Here is a 16,021-nt window from a genome sequence, read left to right on the forward strand (position 1 = left end):
CGACGATGAGAACCACTGCGGCTGTGTTGTGGGACCGAAACCAGAAATGGGAAGTCGAAGAAGTCGAGCTCGACGGTCCTAAGCAGGCCGAGGTCATGATTGAACTCACTGCCAGCGGGCTCTGTCACTCCGACGATCACATCGTCACCGGGGACATGCCTTTGGTGCTACCCGCGATCGGTGGACACGAAGGGGCCGGCGTCGTCGTCGAGGTCGGCCCGGGGGTGTCCGAGGTCGCCGTGGGCGACCCGGTGGTGTTCAGCTTCGTCCCGTCCTGCGGTCGCTGCACACCGTGCGCGAAAGGCATGGCCAATTTGTGCGTGCTGGGGGCTGGACTCATCGCCGGCCCGCAACTCGACGGCACCCACCGATTCCATGCCCGCGGTCAGAACCTGGGCCAGATGTGCCTGCTCGGAACCTTTTCCGAGTACACGGTGGTCCCCACGTCATCGGTGGTCAAGATCGATCCGGCGATCCCGCTGGACAAGGCGGCCCTGGTCGGATGCGGGGTCACCACCGGCTACGGCAGCGCCGTGCGGACCGGTGAGACCCGCGACGGCGACACCGTGGTGGTGATGGGAGTCGGTGGCATCGGCATCAACGCTGTGCAGGGCGCCCGGATCGCCGGTGCCCGTCACATCGTGGCGCTGGACCCCGTCGAATACAAGCGCACCCGCGCCCCCGAGTTCGGTGCCACCCACACTGCGGCCACCGTCGGGGAAGCCTTCGGGCTGGTCATGCAGCTCACCGGTGGACAGATGGCCGACGTCTGCGTCGTCACCACCGACTGCGCCGAAGGCAGCTATGTCGCGCAGGCGCTGAGCCTGATCGGCAAGCGTGGCCGGGTGGTGATGACCGCGACACCGCACCTCGCCGACACCACCGTGGCGATGTCGCTCGTCGACTTGATTCTGTTCGAGAAGCAGGTCCGCGGCTCGCTTTTCGGCTCGTCGAACCCGCACTACGACATATCCCGGATTCTAGGTCTGTACTCCAGCGGTCAACTGAAGCTCGATGAGTTGATCACGCGCGAATACGCGCTGGAGGACATCAACCAGGGCTATGCCGACATGCATGCGGGCCTCAACCTGCGCGGCGTGATCCGGTTCTGACGGCCACACCATCCAGGAGGTGCTCTCATGCAACAGGACTCGGAGGCGTCAATGGCACCGATAGACCAGGAAGCCCCTGCGATCGTCGTCACCTGCCCGGCCACCGGTGAAATGGTCGGCAGCGTGCCGGTCACCCGGCGAGCCGAGGTCGATGCCGTCGCCGCCCGATTGCGTGCGGGCCAGCCCGCTTGGCAGGCAATGGGAGTCGATGCCCGGGCCGGCTGGGTGGCCAAGTGGCGGGACTGGATCCTCGACCACGCCGACGAGCTGGTGGGACTGGTGCAACGGGAGTCCGGTAAGTCCTGGGGTGATGCGAACATCGAGACGATGGCGACCGATGTCGTCAACTATTGGATTGAGCACGCTGCCGCTTTCCTAGCGGATGAGCATGTCCGGCCGGCCGGACCGGCGAACATCGCCAAGCGGCTTACCATCTGCTATGAGCCGTACCCGCTGGTCGCGGTGATCACACCCTGGAACTATCCGCTGGCGATGCCGCTGAGCGATATCGCGCCGGCACTGCTGGCCGGTTGCGCGGTGCTGTCCAAACCATCGGAAGTCACCCCGCTGGCCTGGCGGGCCGCGGCCTTCGGCTGGAAGCAGATCGGTGCACCCGATGTGCTGGACGTCGTCTTCGGTGCCGGCGACATCGGCTCGGCGGTAACCGATGTCGTCGACTACGTGATGTTCACCGGATCGGTGAACACCGGCCGCCGGGTGGCGGTCGCCGCCGCGCAACGGCTGATCCCGTGCAGCCTTGAACTGGGCGGCAAGGATGCCATGATCGTCTGCGCGGACGCCGACATCGACCGGGCAGTCGACGGCGCGGCGTGGGCCGGCTTCTTCAACGCCGGCCAGACGTGTGTCTCGGTCGAACGGGTGTATGTGGAGGAGCCCGTCTACGACGAATTCGTCGAGAAACTGGTGGCCAAGACAGCCACCCTGCGGCAGGGCATGGACGCCGGCCATGACTATTCGTGCGATGTCGGGGCCATGGCCAATGAGGCGCAGCTGACCGTCGTCGCCGGGCATGTCGACGACGCGGTGAGCAAAGGAGCCAAGGTGCTCATCGGCGGCAAGGCTCGCGCCGCCGGGCTGTTCTACGAACCGACCGTATTGGTCGACGTCGACCACGATATGGACTGCATGCGTGCGGAGACCTTCGGGCCGACCCTGCCGGTGATGAAGGTGCGCGACGCGCTGGAAGCGATAACCAAGGCCAACGACTCGAACTACGGCTTGTCCGGCAGCGTGTGGACCCGCGACAAGTCCAAGGGGATGGCATTGGCCAAACTCATGAACACCGGATCGGTGAACATCAACAACGCGATCTTGTCCGTCTTCCAGTACCCGCTGCCGATGCAGGGCTGGAAGGACTCGGGGCCGGGCTCGCGCGCGGGCGGAGCACACGGCATCCGAAAGTACTGCCGCACCAAGGGCATCGCCGCCGACCGGGTCGCGATGAAGCGGGAGCCGTTCTGGTATCCCCACACTCCGCGTAAGGGCAGGATCATGTCCGCGGTGGCGCGGCTGCTTCAAGCCCGGGACTGGCGGCGCCGGCTCGGCCGCTGATCCCCTGAGAATCAACGACGACGTTGCGGCGGGAGGGACTTGCGCATGAAGGTCGACTACTTCGTTGGCGGCGAAGCAGGGGACTGGGAGCGGGCGGTATGGGCCGAGCAACAGGGCTATGACGGGGTGTGGCTGCCCGAGGTAACCCATGACCCGTTCCCCCTGCTCGCGGTTGCCGCCACTCGCACCAAGACGGTGCAGCTGGGCACCTCGATCGCGCTGGCCTTTGCCCGCAACCCGATGTCTCTGGCGATGATTGCCAACGATCTGCAGCTGTACTCGGGCGGGCGGTTCGTGCTCGGCGTAGGGTCGCAGGTCAAGCCGCACATCACCAGGCGGTTCTCCATGCCGTGGTCGGCCCCCGCCTCGCGGATGCGGGAGTACCTGCTGGCCGTGCGAGCGATCTGGCGCAGCTGGGCAACCGGAGAGCCGCTGCGGTTCACCGGCGCCTACTACACACACACCCTGATGACGCCGTTCTTCAGTCCGGGACCGAACCCGTACGGAAACCCGCCGATCATGCTGGCCGGCGTCGGTACGCGGATGACCGAGGTGGCCGGCGAGGTCGCCGACGGATTCTTCGTGCACGCCTTCACTACTGCGCGCTACCTACGTGAGACGACCCTCCCCGCGCTGCGCACGGGACGCACGGCCGCCGGCCACGACACCCTCGACGGATTTGAGGTCAGCGGCCTGCCTTTCATCGTCACCGGGGCCGACCGGGCCGCCGTGCGGGTGGCCGACTCGGCGGTGCGCAACCAGATCGCCTTCTACGCCTCCACCCCGGCATACCGGCCGGTGTTGGACGCACACGGCTGGGGTGACCTGGGCGACGAACTGACCGTGCTCTCCAAGCGCGGCGCCTGGCAGGAAATGGGCCGTCGCGTCACCGATGAGATGTTGCATGAGTTCGCGATCGTTGCTCCACCCCGGCGAGTCGCCGAGCAGATACTCGCCAAGTACGGCGATGTCTTCACCCGCACCGGCTGCTATGCCCCCTATCCGGTACCCGAGGGGTTCTGGCAGCCGATCATCCGCGAGGTCCGCGCCGCCGTGCGCTCCCGCGGCGGCGGTCGAGCGGACCATAGCTGATCTGGTTGCGCTCCGACCCCCAACATAGTAAGTATATATCTACTTATTGAAGCCGGGGTTGCGGACCGCATGATCGGTCGGGAGCGTCGCACAAGCGGTTGACAAAGTAAGTGGTTACTGTCGTAAGGTGTGTGCCATGGGTCACAGGATGTGTCTGCCTGAGTGGGGGGTGGGTCTGGTGCCTCGGTCTGATGGTCAACCATGACTTCGCGCGTCAACGAGCAGGGATTGCAGGGGGTCTCGACTCGGGCGTTCGTCACGGCGCGGCGAAGCATGTCGCACGTGGGCAAGATCCCCGGGCGTAGCGCCGCCACGACCGGGCGCGCCGCGCAACTGCTCGCGGACGTGCTGCGCTACACGGTCACCGACGCTCTTTCATTGCGGCTCCCTACTCGCGAGCTCGTCGTGCAGGCCTGGACGTTGCTCAAAGTGACGGCGATCCCCGGGCTGCTGATGGCGATTCCATTCGGGGCGATGGTGACGGTTGTGACGTCGGGCCTTGTCAATCAGGTGGGCGCCACGTCCTTGCTCGGTGCGGCGAGCGGCGTCGGCGTGGTGCGGCAGGGGGCCCCGATCACGGCAGGGTTATTGATGGGTGGGGCGGCGGCGTCGGCCATCGCTTCGGATTTCGGGGCGCGCGCGGTTCGAGAGGAACTCGAGGCAATGCGGGTGATGGGGGTCGACCCGGTCCGCCGCCTGGTGGTGCCGCGGTTCCTGGGCCTACTCATGTTGGCCCCGATGCTGTGCATCTTCATCATTGCGGCCGGGACCGGCGCCGCCTTCATCCTGGCGGTGTCGGCGAGCGGAATGTCGCCGGGCAGCTTCTGGCAGTCCTTCGGCACCTTCGCGAAGGTGACCGACATCTGGTTTGCCGTCGGCAAAACCGCGGTCTTCGCGGTGATTGTGGCGATCGTGTCATCGCTTCGCGGCATGGAGGCCAAAGGAGGCCCGCGCGGCGTCGCAGACGCCGTGAACTCGTCGGTCGTGCTCAATGTGGTCTGCATCGTCTTCGCCAACCTGGCGATCACGCAGCTGCAGACCATGTTCTTTCCGATGGAGGTGGCCTGATGACCGCCGCCAGGACGGCAGCGCCCTCAGGGCACCTCAGTACCCGGTGGATGGCACCGCCCATTCGGCACACCGGTCAAGTAGTCCGCACGGCCGGGCAGTGGGCAATATTCATCGGGAAGACGTTCGGTCTGCTGCCACTGACCCTTCGGAAATACCGCCGGGAAACGCTGCAACAGATGAACAGTCTTGCCTGGGGCCGGGGTTCGTTGATCGTCGACGGCGGCGTCGTGAGTGTGCTGCTGATCCTTGGTGTCGCGGTGGGTGCCTCGCTGGCTGTAGAGGCGTTCGCCGTCTTGAACATCATCGGCTTCGGTTCGCTGTCGGGGATCGTCGCCGGAGTGGGGGCGGTTCGCGTGATCGGACCGCTGGTGGGGGGCATCGCGTTCGCCTGCCAGACCGGGTGCCGGATGACCGCCGAGATCGGCTCCATGCGCATCGCCGATGAGATCGATGCCGTCGAATCGATGGGACTGCGCCCGATACCCTACGTGGTCGGAACCCGGCTGATCGGCGGGTTGCTGTGTATCGTCCCCGGCTACCTCGTAACCCTGGTGACCACGTTCTACGTCATGGACGTTGTGATCCGGGTGTTCCACAATGTGCCCGGCGGCACCTACAGCCACTACTTCGTCGAGTTCCTCAATCCAACCGACCTGGCCTACTCGGTGATCAAAGTAGCGGTGTACTGCGTGGCCGCGACGGTGATCCATTGCTATTACGGGTATTTCGTCAGTGGGGGACCGGTGGGCGTCGGCCTGGCCTCGGGACGCGCGGTGCGTGCGAGCCTGGTCGCGATCATGGTCCTGGATTTCGCAACCACCGTGATGCTCTGGGGCATTCGGCCCGACTTCGTGTTCAAGGGGTAGGTACGCAACGGTGTTGATACATGGCTCGGCGGAGTACCAGAGGCGAATGTTGACCGCTGCCGGAATGGCGGTGATGCTGTGTGCTGCGGTGGCCGGTCTTCTGGTCGTGGCGAATCCGTTCGGGGGCCGACCGGCCGACACGATCTCGGTGACGATCGACACGACGTACGCGGGTCAGGGCGTCGTGCGCGGTACCGCGGTGGTCATGCACGGGGTGACAGTTGGGGAAGTTACGGCCATCACCAGCCGGCCCGGCGGAGGTGTCCGGCTCGATGCGGACCTGCAGCGGAAACCGGTGGTGGGGTTGACCGACGCGCTGCGTATCGACTTCCGGCCCGTCAACTATTTCGGTGTCACCGGTGTCAACCTCATGGCCGGCGCCGGTGGTCAAGTACTTCGGGACGGTATGCGGCTGACCACGGTGCCAGAGGGCAACTTCACCCTCCAGGCGTTGCTGTCGCGCCTTGGTGAGGTGTCCACCGGAGTGCTGACACCTCAGCTCATCCAGGTGATCGACCGGGCCACCCGCTACACCGATGCGCTCGATCCGCTGATCGAAACCGCGCTGATCGCAGCCGATTCCGTCGCCCAGGTGCAGACCGTGAGCACCGAGCGGCTTCTTGCCAACGCGACGGGGGTCAGTGTGGTGTTCCCGCCAGCCGTCGATGCCCTGATGGGCGCAGGCCACAATCTCATCCACGACGACGCCAACATCCAGGGCCGCATGCACTCGGACTATACCGAGGAGGAATGGCAACACCTGTTCATTCCGACGCTCGAATTGGCGTCCGGTGGGCTCTTCGCCGACATCGGCAAGCTGGAGTCGAGCCACCTGGGTCAGTTGCTCCCGGTAACTGACATGGTCAAGGCATTGACCGACGTGGTTCCGCCGTTGATCAGGCCCGAAGGCTTCGCGGAGATGCTGGCGGAGTTGCGGACCCGGTTCGAACGGATGTATGGCGGAACCCCCGAACAACGCACGGTCCAGATCCAGATCGTCCTCGACAGTCTTCCCGGTGTGGCCGCGCCCCTCGACGCGATGGGGGGTCCGTGATGTCGGCAACGGCGGCGTTGTGGCGGCTTGCGATCAGTGGTGTCGTCGCGGCCATCCTGTTCTTGTTGATGGTCAATGTCATTCGACAGCCGGTAGCCGCGCCGGAACGCACGTATATTGCCGAGTTCACAGATGTATCCGGGCTACATCTGGATGCCGACGTGCGGGTACGCGGAGTACGGGTGGGAAAGGTGCGCTCCGTTCAACTCGAGCGGCAGGGCGGGCACAGCATTGCCGTAATTGGGTTCACGCTCGACAAGCGTTACGGAGTCGTGCCCGCAAGTCGCCTTGCCATCAAGTATCAGGCGTTGACCGGATTGCGTTATCTCGATGTCGTCAATCCGGCAGAGGAGTACGCGACGGCCGATCTCGTGGCTCGGGTGCCCACCGCTATGACCCAGCCGTCATTCGACATCACCGCATTGTTCAATGGGTTGCAACCGGTCATCGCGACGCTCAGTCCCGAGGAGATCAACACCTTCGCCAGTAATGCCGTGTCATACCTGTCCGGCGATGGCGGTGGACTGGCGCCGATGCTCGACAGCATCCACCGGCTGACGAGGTTCGTCTCGGACCGCCAGCACGTGGTGGCGGCATTGATGCGCAACCTGTCCGACGTCGCTGGTGCCATAGGCGGTCATTCACAGGACCTGGTGCAGATATTGGATTGGATCAATCGGCCGCTGGACGGAGCCCTCGACGCCATCGACGAATTCCGGAAATCCGAGCTGTACGGCCCCGAGTTCACCGACACCGTGGTCCGATTGATGACGAACCTGGGGTTCCCGCCGGTCTTCAACGCTGCCACGCGTTGGCGGCTCGGACCCGAAGGCGCAGTCGATGCCCCCAGTGACATCGATCTGGCGCTCGACCGTGCGATCAGCAATGTCGACAACTACATCGACGCGTTCAAGCTGGTTCCAGTTGTGGCAGAGAGCATCCCGGAGCCGCCGGAGTCCGGGGCGCCGTTGGCGTGCACGCGTGGCCGCTTTGAGCTGCCGACGCCGATGGATGTTCTGGTGAACGGCCAGAAGGTGGTCCTGTGCAATCGATGAAGCTCCTGCGGGACCCGATGGTGTGGGGTGTTGGTGCACTGGGCCTAGCGACCGTTGTGGCACTGGTCGCGGCCATGCTCTATGTCAACCCGCCGGGCGAGAAGATCGTCACCTTCTACACCGAGGACGCCGCGTCGGTCCGCCCCGGTGACCAGGTCCGCATCGCCGGAATCACCGTCGGCAAGGTGAAGGACCTGGCCCTGGAGCCCCATCAGGTGCGGGTCAGGACGCAGGTCGACAAGGACGCGTTTGTCGGAGACCGATCACAGATCCAGGTCCGCATGCTCACCGTGGTCGGTGGCTACTACGTCGACCTCGTGTCGCTGGGCGAGTCCCCGCTGGGCGATAAGCCCGTTCCGGCAGAGCGCGTGACGATGCCCTACAACCTGATGCAAACCCTCGCCGACGCGCCGAAGATCACCGACCAGGTGAATCCCGATCCCATCAACCAGTCACTGGACCAGGTCCAGCAGGCGCTGACCGGAGGCAACCTCGAGTCACTCTCGGCAATCGTCGATGCCGGGAACGGTCTCATGGCCACGATCGACAAACAACGCGGCCAGGTGTCGGCCATTCTCGACCTGTCAGACGAATACATTCAGTCCCTCAGCAATTTCAGTGAGGGCCTCAGGGAGCTCGTCCGCAAAGCGTCGATTGTCGAACAGACACTGGTGCTGTACGGCGAGCGTTTCGGAAGTGCACTCAAGGGCATCGCCGATGTCTTCGATGCGCTGGCACCGGTCGGTGTCTTCTACGAGAACCATCGGGACGACTTTCTCGAAAAGGTCCGCCACTATCAAGAAACAGCGCGGTACTGGGCCGAACGCAGTGGTGTCATAGTTCGGGCGATTCGTCTGGTGCGCAGGAAGATCGAACAGGTCCTAGAGGCGGAGACCGCGCCGCCCGAACTACTGGCCACTGACTTGTGCATGCCGGTGCCGGGGGGTGCGTGCTGATGGCCGCGCCGGGTCTGCGCCGGGTCTACCAGGCCGCCGCGATCGCCGTCGCGGCGGCGTCGCTGGCCGCCGTCGGTGCGTCGTACGCTGTGCGCCCCGCGAGTCAGCACACCACTTATTGCGCGATCTTGCCCGACAGTGTGGGACTGTATGCCGACAACCCGGTGACGCAGATGGGTTATCGGATCGGCAAGATCAAGACCATCACCCCCGGCGCCCTCGATGTCCGCGTCGATTTCACGGTGACGGAGCGCCGGCTGTTTCCGCACGATGTGAGAGCGATCATCAGGTCGACATCGATCCTCGCGGACCGGTCGCTGGAACTGGTCGGCAACTATGAATCGGGACCGCGACTCCGCGCGGGAGAATGCATTCCGCTGCAACGGGCGTCCACCCCCATGAGTCTGTCTGAAGTTATCGGCTCGGCGACCAACTTCATCAACACGGTCAATCCGAACGGATCGACGAACATCGGCGATATCGTGCGCGGGCTCGACCAAGCGATCCACAACAACGGCGTCGGTGTCAATGCGCTGCTGACCACGTCGTCGGCGGTACTGGACAGTCCGGACCGAGCGATCAACGACATCGGATCGATCATCGCCAACCTCGGGCAACTGACCTCCGTACTCAAGGACCTCCGGGCGCCGCTGAAGGAGATTTTGCACGACGCGGTACAGACCATGCCTTACATCGACGAGGCCTCCGAGGGCGGCCGACGGATCGTCGAAGGAGTCGTCTGGGTCACCCCGCTTGTCGAGGATCTGGAAGTCAATCTCGGACAGGAGATCCAATTCACCCTCGATGCGACCGAGGTGGCGCTGAGGAAGTTGAGTGAGCACGCGCCCCGCACCGCGAACCTGCTGAATCCAATTCCCTGGTGGATCAACACTGCTGCCAACCATTTCAATAGTCGACCTATCAGCACTCTGCGCTATCGGCCGCCGCTGTATCGCATCCACACCCCGGACGGTGTTGCCCTGTGCAACATCATGAACTCGTCTATGGCCGGCAGCTGCGCCAACGTCCAGGGGCAGCCGTTCGCCGTTGACGTTGCGCTGCTCCAGTACGTGCTCAATGCGGCGGCGAACCGATGAACGGGCGGATTCATGCGGCAGCTCTGTTGGCCGCGAGTGCTGTTGCAGTGTCGTCGTGTGCGGCCGTCAACGTCGACGCGCTGCCCCAGCCCGGAGCCTCCTACGGCAACGGTTATAACCTCGTCCTTGAATTCGAAAGCGTGCTCAACCTCCCGGACCGGGCAAAGGTGGTGTTGGAGGGCACGACTGTCGGGGTCGTCACCAAGGTGACGCTGCAGAGCAATCGCGTCGATGTCATCGCGCGCATCGACCCCAGCGTAGTGGTGCCGGCAGACATCCGCGCCTCACTGCAGCAGGCCACGGTGCTCGGCGACATCTACGTCGCGCTCGATCCGCCTCAAACCGACCAGTCGGCGTCACCTCCGTTGGGGCCGGACTCCAGAGTTCCACTGGTTCAGACCGACTCGCCACCACAGGTGGAAGACACCATTGCAAGCCTTGCCAACTTCGTGTCCAGCGGATCCATCCAGCGGGCGCAGAACACGATCATCGGCATCAATCGGGTGACGCCGCGGGCAGAAACGGTGCGCCAGATTGCCTCTCGTGTTGCCGCTGACCTCGCCGACCTATCGAACGGTATCGACACGGTCGACCAATGGCTAACCGGAGTGGCCGGGACCGCTGAGGTACTGCACAACCGGATCCCGACGTTTCAGGACTGGTTCTCGCCGAAGGGGATGACTGGCTTCGACCGGCTCACGGTCACTGCTGGATACGTCGGCAAGCTGCTGCCTTCTGTCGGCAGCATCTACGCCAACGGCTACTGGCTGGTGCCACTGCTGGAATCGGTCGCCGATGCCATGGGCGCGATGCAGCGCGACAAGCGGGCGTTCGAAGCAGAAGTGCCGGCATGGCGGCGACTGTTCTACGAGAGCTTCCTTGCGCAAGACAAGTATCCGGCGATGAACATCACGTCGATCCTGGGTCCCGACGGGCGTGAACTGTCCGGGAACGTGCAAGACGTGTTGCGGATCATAGGGGCAGCGCCATGAGAGCCCGAGACATGTTGTCGTTTATTGCCTTCGGGGCGATGATCGCGTTCGGTGTCAGCTACATGGGCGCGCTCGGCGTCCGGATCGGACTGCCTTCGGACCGCACTGAAGTCTCGATGATGGTGGCAGACGTCAATGGTCTGGTTGTTGGGTCCAAAGTCCTGCTCCGGGGCGCGCCGATAGGTGCGGTCAATCGGATCGAGGCTGTTGCGGACGGGGCCGTCGTCGGGTTCTACATAGGCGAAGGATTTCACGTTCCGGTGGGCAGTGATGTCCGACTCGAAAACCTGTCCGCGTTGGGGGAGACCTACGTGAGCCTGGTTCCCCGCACGCAAGACGGGCCGATGATACGCAACGGGCACCGTATCGCTACGGAATCCATAACAGCGCCACCGTCGATATCGGAACTAGCGACAAGTGTTGTGCGGGTTCTCAACCAACTGGATCCCGGTGCGCTCGAACGCATCATCGGTGAGGTCGATACCGCACTGCCCGATACCAACGCGGTGTTGCCCAATCTGTCACGCACGAGCAGGCTGCTGAGGAACACCGCGGCAGACATGAACGGCCGCGGACGTGAACTGCTTGCCAACTTCCAGACACTGCTGGGTAATTCCGGGTGGCTCGGTCCGGTGCTCGCTGACCTCACCTTTCAGATCGACAGCTACAGCCCCCACCTCCGAACATTGTTCAGCACCGTTCCACCGCTTATCGCGGTCGGCGCCCCCGAGCCGCTCGTGAAGTTCAATGCGTTCCTCGCGCGCATTCAGAAGATGTTGGACGACAACGGCGGCGACTTCCAGGTGATAGGCGATAGATTCCTTCCGCACATCAAGGGCATAGCCGGTGCGCTGTTGAACTTCGACACCGGTCAGATGCTGGCCAACGTCCTGGCCAGTGTTCCCGAGGACGGCTCCGTCACCCTGCATGTCAATCTTCCGGGGAATTAGCGGGGCCGCGAGGGACGGTCTGGAAACAAAGTTGTCGAGGGAAGTGGAGAAGGGGCCATGACGATAGTTAGGGAATCCGCCGTGGATGAATCAGACTTGTCCGGGGACGGCCCAGCGAACGCGGAGATCGCGGACCCACCGGCCGATGCGAAACCGGTCCGGCAACTGCGATTGTCAATCTCCGTGCGTAGCCTGCGGTCCGCCGCTGCGATTGTTGCGCTGGTTGGTGCAATTGGCGCACTGATGTGGTTATACGTTGGGGCGCAGCGCGAACTCGATGCTCAGGCTCGCCAGGCTCAGGGTCATGCGCAGGCCGAGAAGATCGCTCTCGACTACGCCGTCGACGCGGCGGAGATCGATTTCCAAGATCTGGGTGCGTGGAGGGTGAGACTCACCGCGCGTACCGGACCCGAACTCAAGGAGAAGCTCACCAAAGCGGGTCAGGAAATGGAACAGATCCTCGCTCCCCTCGAATGGACCTCGACGGCGCGTCCGCTCGCCGCCAAGGTTCGGTCGGCCACCGGTGGTATCTATGTCGTCGACTGTTTCGTCAGTGTCCTGACGAAGACGGTCCAAGGTCGGGAACCGTTGCAGTCAACCGCGACATACAGCGTCACCATCGACAGCAACAATGACTGGCAGATCAGCGATGTCGGCGGGATCGGCACCGTGGTGGAGCAGAAGTAGGCCTGGCGTAGCACGCGAACGAGGGAGATGCCGATGCCCCGTAGCCGTTTCCATCCGACGAGTGTGGGGGCTCGCTTGGCCGTCGCCGCGTGCGCAACGACGGTGCTGTCGGCGGTGGTGATTCTCGCTGGGCCCACGTCTCATGCTGATCCACCGTCCGATGACGAACTCATTCGGCCCCTACCGGTGATCACCCCCGGGCCCTCGAAATGGCAGCCGAAATTTCCTTTCCCCTACGACCAAACCAGGGGAAACGTCACCGACGCCGACATCAACGCACAGCGGGAGATGTGTCAGTGGTACACCGCCCAGTACGAAACGCTGAGACGTCAGATCGACCGGGTGCAGTTCAATCGGATCACCCCCAACGGACCGGGTGTCATCAGCGGCTCGGGCAGTGACTGGGACTACAGCGTCCGCGGCATTCAACGGCAGGTGGACATCGTCACGGCAAACATCGACCAGGCGGTCGAGTTCCTCGCCCCCCGGGCGCAGGCGCTTACCCAGAGTCACGACGCCACCGGCGACACCTATTTCCCGATCTACGAAGGGGAGAGCTTCTACCTACTGTGGCAGCACCTTTCCAACGTGAACGATGGCATCAAGGCCCATCAACCCGACTGGTTCACCGGCCCGTCCGTCCTCAGGGTCAAGCGCTGGGGTACCAGAATCAGCCGTTCGCATGTGTGCGACTAGACCGGAAGCCCAACACAGGAGAGAAAAGTGCTGCTTACCCGCACAGCTGACGCCGGCGCCTCTCGTATCCGTGCCCCGATATGCCGTGGGCCGGGTCGGCTGGGCGCGATGACGGCTTGCTTCGTATGTCTGGCCCTCGCGCCGCCGGCCCAAGCGGGTTCGATGGCGACCGTCAAGGAGGCAGTCGTATCGGCGCGCAATGAAACATCCTGCGCGCCTTTGCGGTATGACCCGACTGTTGAGCAGGCAACCGAGGTTTTCAATCGAATGACGGACGATTATCTCGATCACACCGCAACCCGAGTGCAGAACAAGGACACGCGGCCCGGTTCGATTCCGGACCCCGTACCGGGGCTGAAGGATCTCGGCTATCCCGCCACCAAGGCATACCTGATTCAGGGTGCCCACCACGACGACGCATCCGCAATCAAGGCCGCAATGCTGCAGGGATACGCCGCCGGCAAGTTCGACGACTGCTCTTACACCGACTTCGGCGTGAGCATGCGTTACAACGAACGGACCGGCTACAACCTGGCTGCGGTGATCTTGGCCGCGCCCTAGTACTTTCACGCGATCGGATCGGTTGGCCGATCCGACATTGCTGATCTGGAGGAGGACCAATGGCCCAGAGCCCCTTGCTCGTGGCTGTGCTGATGGCCGGCATCTCCGTCGTCGCGCAGAATCCAGTCGCACGCGCCGACGACAGCGTGACATACGAGGTCGTTTCAGACTCCGTCACCACGGCGAACCTGGAGTACTTCGATGGAACAACGCGCAGGTCACTGGAAGGTGTGCCGCTACCGTGGCGGACCGAGGTGGCCATGGCCAATCCGCGTAGCTGGGCCACGGACGGCGCAGAGATTCGGGCGGACTGGCGCAGCAGCATCGCGGCCCCGGTGTGGCGACCGGGCAAGTGGGTCACGGTCCGCATCTACATCGGAAATCAGCTGCGCTGCGAGAACACTTTGGATGTCGGTAACGCGGCATGCTACGGCAGCACATCCTTTAAATCGTGACTGTTGGGTCTGAGCGACGGCGGGAGGTCTTGGGGAGATGGCGGTGATCGCGATGTGCAGGGCTCGGTGGTGGTCGGTGGGGGCGGGTGTGATCGGCCTACTGTTCGGCACGGCGATACCCGTACCGGCCGAACCGGCCGGTGACGCTTTGGCGAGCCCCTTTCCGGAGATCGAGCACATCACCGCGTGGTATGACCACTTGGCAGCGGAGGATTTCGTCATTGCCGGTCGGCCCGGGATCTGGTTCCTGTCACCGGATGGACTCAATTGCGGGATCTGGGTTTGGGGAAGCTTCGGCTGCCGAGGTGATATCCCTGGCGCGCCTGCGGGTGACAATCACATCGCGTGGTTCAACGGCAACCGATCGGTGCACCATGGCTGGACGGCCGCCATGCAGTTTCCTGCCGGACAGGCGGTGCGGGTGCTGCCACCCCGCAGTTACGTGACGTTCGAGTCGACCACCTGCGCGGTCACGCCCAGCGGGAACACCTATTGCGAGCACGGTGCGAACAAGTTCATGGTCACGCCGCAGGGGACCTGGTTCAAGGGGTGGGATGACCGGCGGTCTCAGGCTTGTAATGCGTATGGGTCCTGTCTTCCGGACTGGTGAATTGACAGCGTTCGGCGTCAGTCGGCCTGGCCCAGTTGATTTCAGGCCGCACCTCGACCTAGCGTGTCGGGGCACAGTTCGGCCTGCGCGGCGGCAATCACCTGGGGCAGGTGACTCGACGGCAGGTAGCGGTACGCCGTGTCTTCGGGGCTGAGGCCGCGATGCAGGGAGTCGCAGATCATCTGCCCGTCGTGCACCACCGCTCCGGCGGGTAGGGGTATTGAGACTCGCTCTTGTCGTAGCCGCGCCAGATAGTTGGCTTCCTCGGCGGTCAGGTAACCGTTGAATACCCAGCCCTGGTCGTCGGCCCGTGCCGACAAGGCCGGCGACAGCTGCGCCGACATCACAGCCGCAACGAGAATCCAGGCCCGTGCCGGTCGTACCTGCTGTCTCATGTTCGGTCCCTTCACCGGGAGCGCCAGCCGTATTCGGCCGGCGCGTGGTTCACGCATCACCTGCGCCCACGCCCTCGAGGATCATCGAGGTGATCGCCCTCGCCGTCTCGGCTCGGTCGCGGGTCTGCCCGCACAGCCGGTCAGCGGTACTGAGAAACCACGTCATCCCCATTGTCGACCGCACCAGTAGGTCGACGTCGAAGTCCTTGTGCCGCCACGCCGAAAGGTTGGCCTCGACGACATGCTCGACTTCTTTCAGCGAGGGGTCGATACGGTTCCGGAAGTATTCCCCGGCGCGGTCCGCCTGCCCGAACAGCATCACCCCCAGCAGTGGTCCGATCTCGTCCATGACCCCCAGCAAGTCGTACAGAAACTGGTAGGTGCGTTCGTACATCACGGCGCCACTGACGTCGAACGACTCCGGTGGGTCACCTGACAATTCGACCAACTTGCCGACCGCCTCTTCGAGCGGTGCCGCAACCGCGGCTTCGAACAACTCTTCCTTTGACCCGAAATGGCGGTAAAGCAACGCCTCGTTGACGCCCGCCGCAGCCGCCAGGTCGCGGGTACGAGCACCGTCGAAGCCTGATTGCTCAAAGACCTGGCGTGCCGCATCGATGATCTGTTCCCTGCGCTGGTCTGCGGATAGGCGGGGTTGCGGATTCGGGTACGAAGCGCGGCCCCCGGCTGGCTTAGGCGCCATCGGATCGCGGCGTGGTAAGTGAATACTTCACAGGTATGAGCTTACCCCGCAGCGTCAAGCCATTCGGGGAATGCGGCGCCGGGGATCGAGTGCGACG

General features: G+C 63.8%; 18 protein-coding genes. 16 read left to right on the forward strand and 2 right to left on the reverse strand.

Annotated features, from left to right (window positions below; all coding sequences use genetic code 11):
- The first annotated feature begins 5 nt into the window (after positions 1-5).
- The 16 genes from G6N23_RS01765 (at position 6) to G6N23_RS01840 (ending at position 14,826) form a co-directional block, all read left to right on the forward strand.
- Positions 6-1,112 (forward strand): NDMA-dependent alcohol dehydrogenase, encoded by a 1,107-nt coding sequence (locus tag G6N23_RS01765; RefSeq protein ID WP_085261495.1) that lies wholly within the window; start codon positions 6-8, stop codon positions 1,110-1,112.
- Positions 1,113-1,139: 27 nt separating this feature from the next.
- Entirely contained in the window at positions 1,140-2,684 is a 1,545-nt protein-coding gene (locus G6N23_RS01770) for an aldehyde dehydrogenase family protein (protein WP_085261496.1), read from the forward strand.
- A 45-nt stretch (positions 2,685-2,729) separates the two neighbouring features.
- Positions 2,730-3,776, forward strand: coding sequence for a TIGR03617 family F420-dependent LLM class oxidoreductase (locus G6N23_RS01775; protein ID WP_085261497.1), 1,047 nt, complete (start codon positions 2,730-2,732; stop codon positions 3,774-3,776).
- Positions 3,777-3,977: 201 nt separating this feature from the next.
- The gene (locus tag G6N23_RS01780; RefSeq protein ID WP_085261498.1) at positions 3,978-4,844 is read left to right on the forward strand and encodes an MlaE family ABC transporter permease; all 867 of its coding nucleotides are present in this window, start codon (positions 3,978-3,980) and stop codon (positions 4,842-4,844) included.
- A 50-nt stretch (positions 4,845-4,894) separates the two neighbouring features.
- A complete protein-coding gene (locus G6N23_RS01785; RefSeq protein WP_234808654.1) occupies positions 4,895-5,713 on the forward strand; it encodes an MlaE family ABC transporter permease in 819 nt (272 codons plus the stop codon).
- A gap of 46 nt (positions 5,714-5,759) precedes the next feature.
- Positions 5,760-6,767: an MlaD family protein gene (locus G6N23_RS01790; RefSeq protein WP_085261500.1), complete on the forward strand. Its 1,008-nt coding sequence runs from the start codon at positions 5,760-5,762 to the stop codon at positions 6,765-6,767.
- Positions 6,764-7,822, forward strand: coding sequence for an MlaD family protein (locus tag G6N23_RS01795; protein WP_085261501.1), 1,059 nt, complete (start codon positions 6,764-6,766; stop codon positions 7,820-7,822). The genes G6N23_RS01790 and G6N23_RS01795 overlap by 4 nt, the downstream gene beginning before the upstream one ends.
- Positions 7,819-8,778, forward strand: coding sequence for an MlaD family protein (locus G6N23_RS01800; RefSeq protein WP_085261502.1), 960 nt, complete (start codon positions 7,819-7,821; stop codon positions 8,776-8,778). Before G6N23_RS01795 ends, G6N23_RS01800 begins: the two co-directional genes overlap by 4 nt.
- Complete coding sequence (locus tag G6N23_RS01805) at positions 8,778-9,875, forward strand: MlaD family protein (RefSeq protein WP_085261838.1); 1,098 nt, start codon at positions 8,778-8,780, stop codon at positions 9,873-9,875. Before G6N23_RS01800 ends, G6N23_RS01805 begins: the two co-directional genes overlap by 1 nt.
- Positions 9,872-10,867, forward strand: a complete 996-nt coding sequence (locus G6N23_RS01810) for an MlaD family protein (protein WP_085261503.1) — start codon at positions 9,872-9,874, stop codon at positions 10,865-10,867. The genes G6N23_RS01805 and G6N23_RS01810 overlap by 4 nt, the downstream gene beginning before the upstream one ends.
- Before the next feature lie 11 nt (positions 10,868-10,878).
- Positions 10,879-11,817: an MlaD family protein gene (locus tag G6N23_RS01815; RefSeq protein WP_372508902.1), complete on the forward strand. Its 939-nt coding sequence runs from the start codon at positions 10,879-10,881 to the stop codon at positions 11,815-11,817.
- A gap of 57 nt (positions 11,818-11,874) precedes the next feature.
- Positions 11,875-12,504: a hypothetical protein gene (locus tag G6N23_RS01820; RefSeq protein WP_085261505.1), complete on the forward strand. Its 630-nt coding sequence runs from the start codon at positions 11,875-11,877 to the stop codon at positions 12,502-12,504.
- Positions 12,505-12,579: 75 nt separating this feature from the next.
- Positions 12,580-13,200: a hypothetical protein gene (locus G6N23_RS01825; protein ID WP_275991266.1), complete on the forward strand. Its 621-nt coding sequence runs from the start codon at positions 12,580-12,582 to the stop codon at positions 13,198-13,200.
- 162 nt (positions 13,201-13,362) lie between these two features.
- Positions 13,363-13,761, forward strand: a complete 399-nt coding sequence (locus G6N23_RS01830) for a hypothetical protein (RefSeq protein ID WP_085261506.1) — start codon at positions 13,363-13,365, stop codon at positions 13,759-13,761.
- Positions 13,762-13,820: 59 nt separating this feature from the next.
- Complete coding sequence (locus G6N23_RS01835) at positions 13,821-14,216, forward strand: hypothetical protein (protein ID WP_308214924.1); 396 nt, start codon at positions 13,821-13,823, stop codon at positions 14,214-14,216.
- 37 nt (positions 14,217-14,253) lie between these two features.
- Positions 14,254-14,826, forward strand: a complete 573-nt coding sequence (locus tag G6N23_RS01840; RefSeq protein WP_085261507.1) for a hypothetical protein — start codon at positions 14,254-14,256, stop codon at positions 14,824-14,826.
- A 41-nt stretch (positions 14,827-14,867) separates the two neighbouring features.
- On the opposite strand, the gene G6N23_RS01845 is transcribed toward G6N23_RS01840, so the two are convergent.
- Positions 14,868-15,221 carry a DUF732 domain-containing protein gene (locus tag G6N23_RS01845; protein ID WP_157997548.1) on the reverse strand — a complete coding sequence of 118 codons (354 nt, stop codon included), beginning with the start codon at positions 15,219-15,221 and terminating at the stop codon, positions 14,868-14,870.
- Positions 15,222-15,270: 49 nt separating this feature from the next.
- The gene (locus G6N23_RS01850) at positions 15,271-15,924 is read right to left on the reverse strand and encodes a TetR/AcrR family transcriptional regulator (protein ID WP_085261509.1); all 654 of its coding nucleotides are present in this window, start codon (positions 15,922-15,924) and stop codon (positions 15,271-15,273) included.
- Positions 15,925-16,021: the final 97 nt, after the last annotated feature.

This window comes from Mycolicibacter terrae, from assembly GCF_010727125.1.
GTDB classification, from domain to species: domain Bacteria; phylum Actinomycetota; class Actinomycetes; order Mycobacteriales; family Mycobacteriaceae; genus Mycobacterium; species Mycobacterium terrae.

Bases quoted from the DNA above. Each gene is read 5' to 3' on its own strand.
- G6N23_RS01765 (WP_085261495.1), top strand. From the start codon at position 6: ATGAGAACCACTGCGGCTGTGTTGTGGGACCGAAACCAGAAATGGGAA.
- G6N23_RS01770 (WP_085261496.1), top strand. From the start codon at position 1,140: ATGCAACAGGACTCGGAGGCGTCAATGGCACCGATAGACCAGGAAGCC.
- G6N23_RS01775 (WP_085261497.1), top strand. From the start codon at position 2,730: ATGAAGGTCGACTACTTCGTTGGCGGCGAAGCAGGGGACTGGGAGCGG.
- G6N23_RS01780 (WP_085261498.1), top strand. From the start codon at position 3,978: ATGACTTCGCGCGTCAACGAGCAGGGATTGCAGGGGGTCTCGACTCGG.
- G6N23_RS01785 (WP_234808654.1), top strand. From the start codon at position 4,895: ATGGCACCGCCCATTCGGCACACCGGTCAAGTAGTCCGCACGGCCGGG.
- G6N23_RS01790 (WP_085261500.1), top strand. From the start codon at position 5,760: ATGTTGACCGCTGCCGGAATGGCGGTGATGCTGTGTGCTGCGGTGGCC.
- G6N23_RS01800 (WP_085261502.1), top strand. From the start codon at position 7,819: ATGAAGCTCCTGCGGGACCCGATGGTGTGGGGTGTTGGTGCACTGGGC.
- G6N23_RS01805 (WP_085261838.1), top strand. From the start codon at position 8,778: ATGGCCGCGCCGGGTCTGCGCCGGGTCTACCAGGCCGCCGCGATCGCC.
- G6N23_RS01810 (WP_085261503.1), top strand. From the start codon at position 9,872: ATGAACGGGCGGATTCATGCGGCAGCTCTGTTGGCCGCGAGTGCTGTT.
- G6N23_RS01815 (WP_372508902.1), top strand. From the start codon at position 10,879: ATGTTGTCGTTTATTGCCTTCGGGGCGATGATCGCGTTCGGTGTCAGC.
- G6N23_RS01820 (WP_085261505.1), top strand. From the start codon at position 11,875: ATGACGATAGTTAGGGAATCCGCCGTGGATGAATCAGACTTGTCCGGG.
- G6N23_RS01830 (WP_085261506.1), top strand. From the start codon at position 13,363: ATGGCGACCGTCAAGGAGGCAGTCGTATCGGCGCGCAATGAAACATCC.
- G6N23_RS01835 (WP_308214924.1), top strand. From the start codon at position 13,821: ATGGCCCAGAGCCCCTTGCTCGTGGCTGTGCTGATGGCCGGCATCTCC.
- G6N23_RS01840 (WP_085261507.1), top strand. From the start codon at position 14,254: ATGGCGGTGATCGCGATGTGCAGGGCTCGGTGGTGGTCGGTGGGGGCG.
- G6N23_RS01845 (WP_157997548.1), bottom strand. From the start codon at position 15,221: ATGAGACAGCAGGTACGACCGGCACGGGCCTGGATTCTCGTTGCGGCT.
- G6N23_RS01850 (WP_085261509.1), bottom strand. From the start codon at position 15,924: ATGGCGCCTAAGCCAGCCGGGGGCCGCGCTTCGTACCCGAATCCGCAA.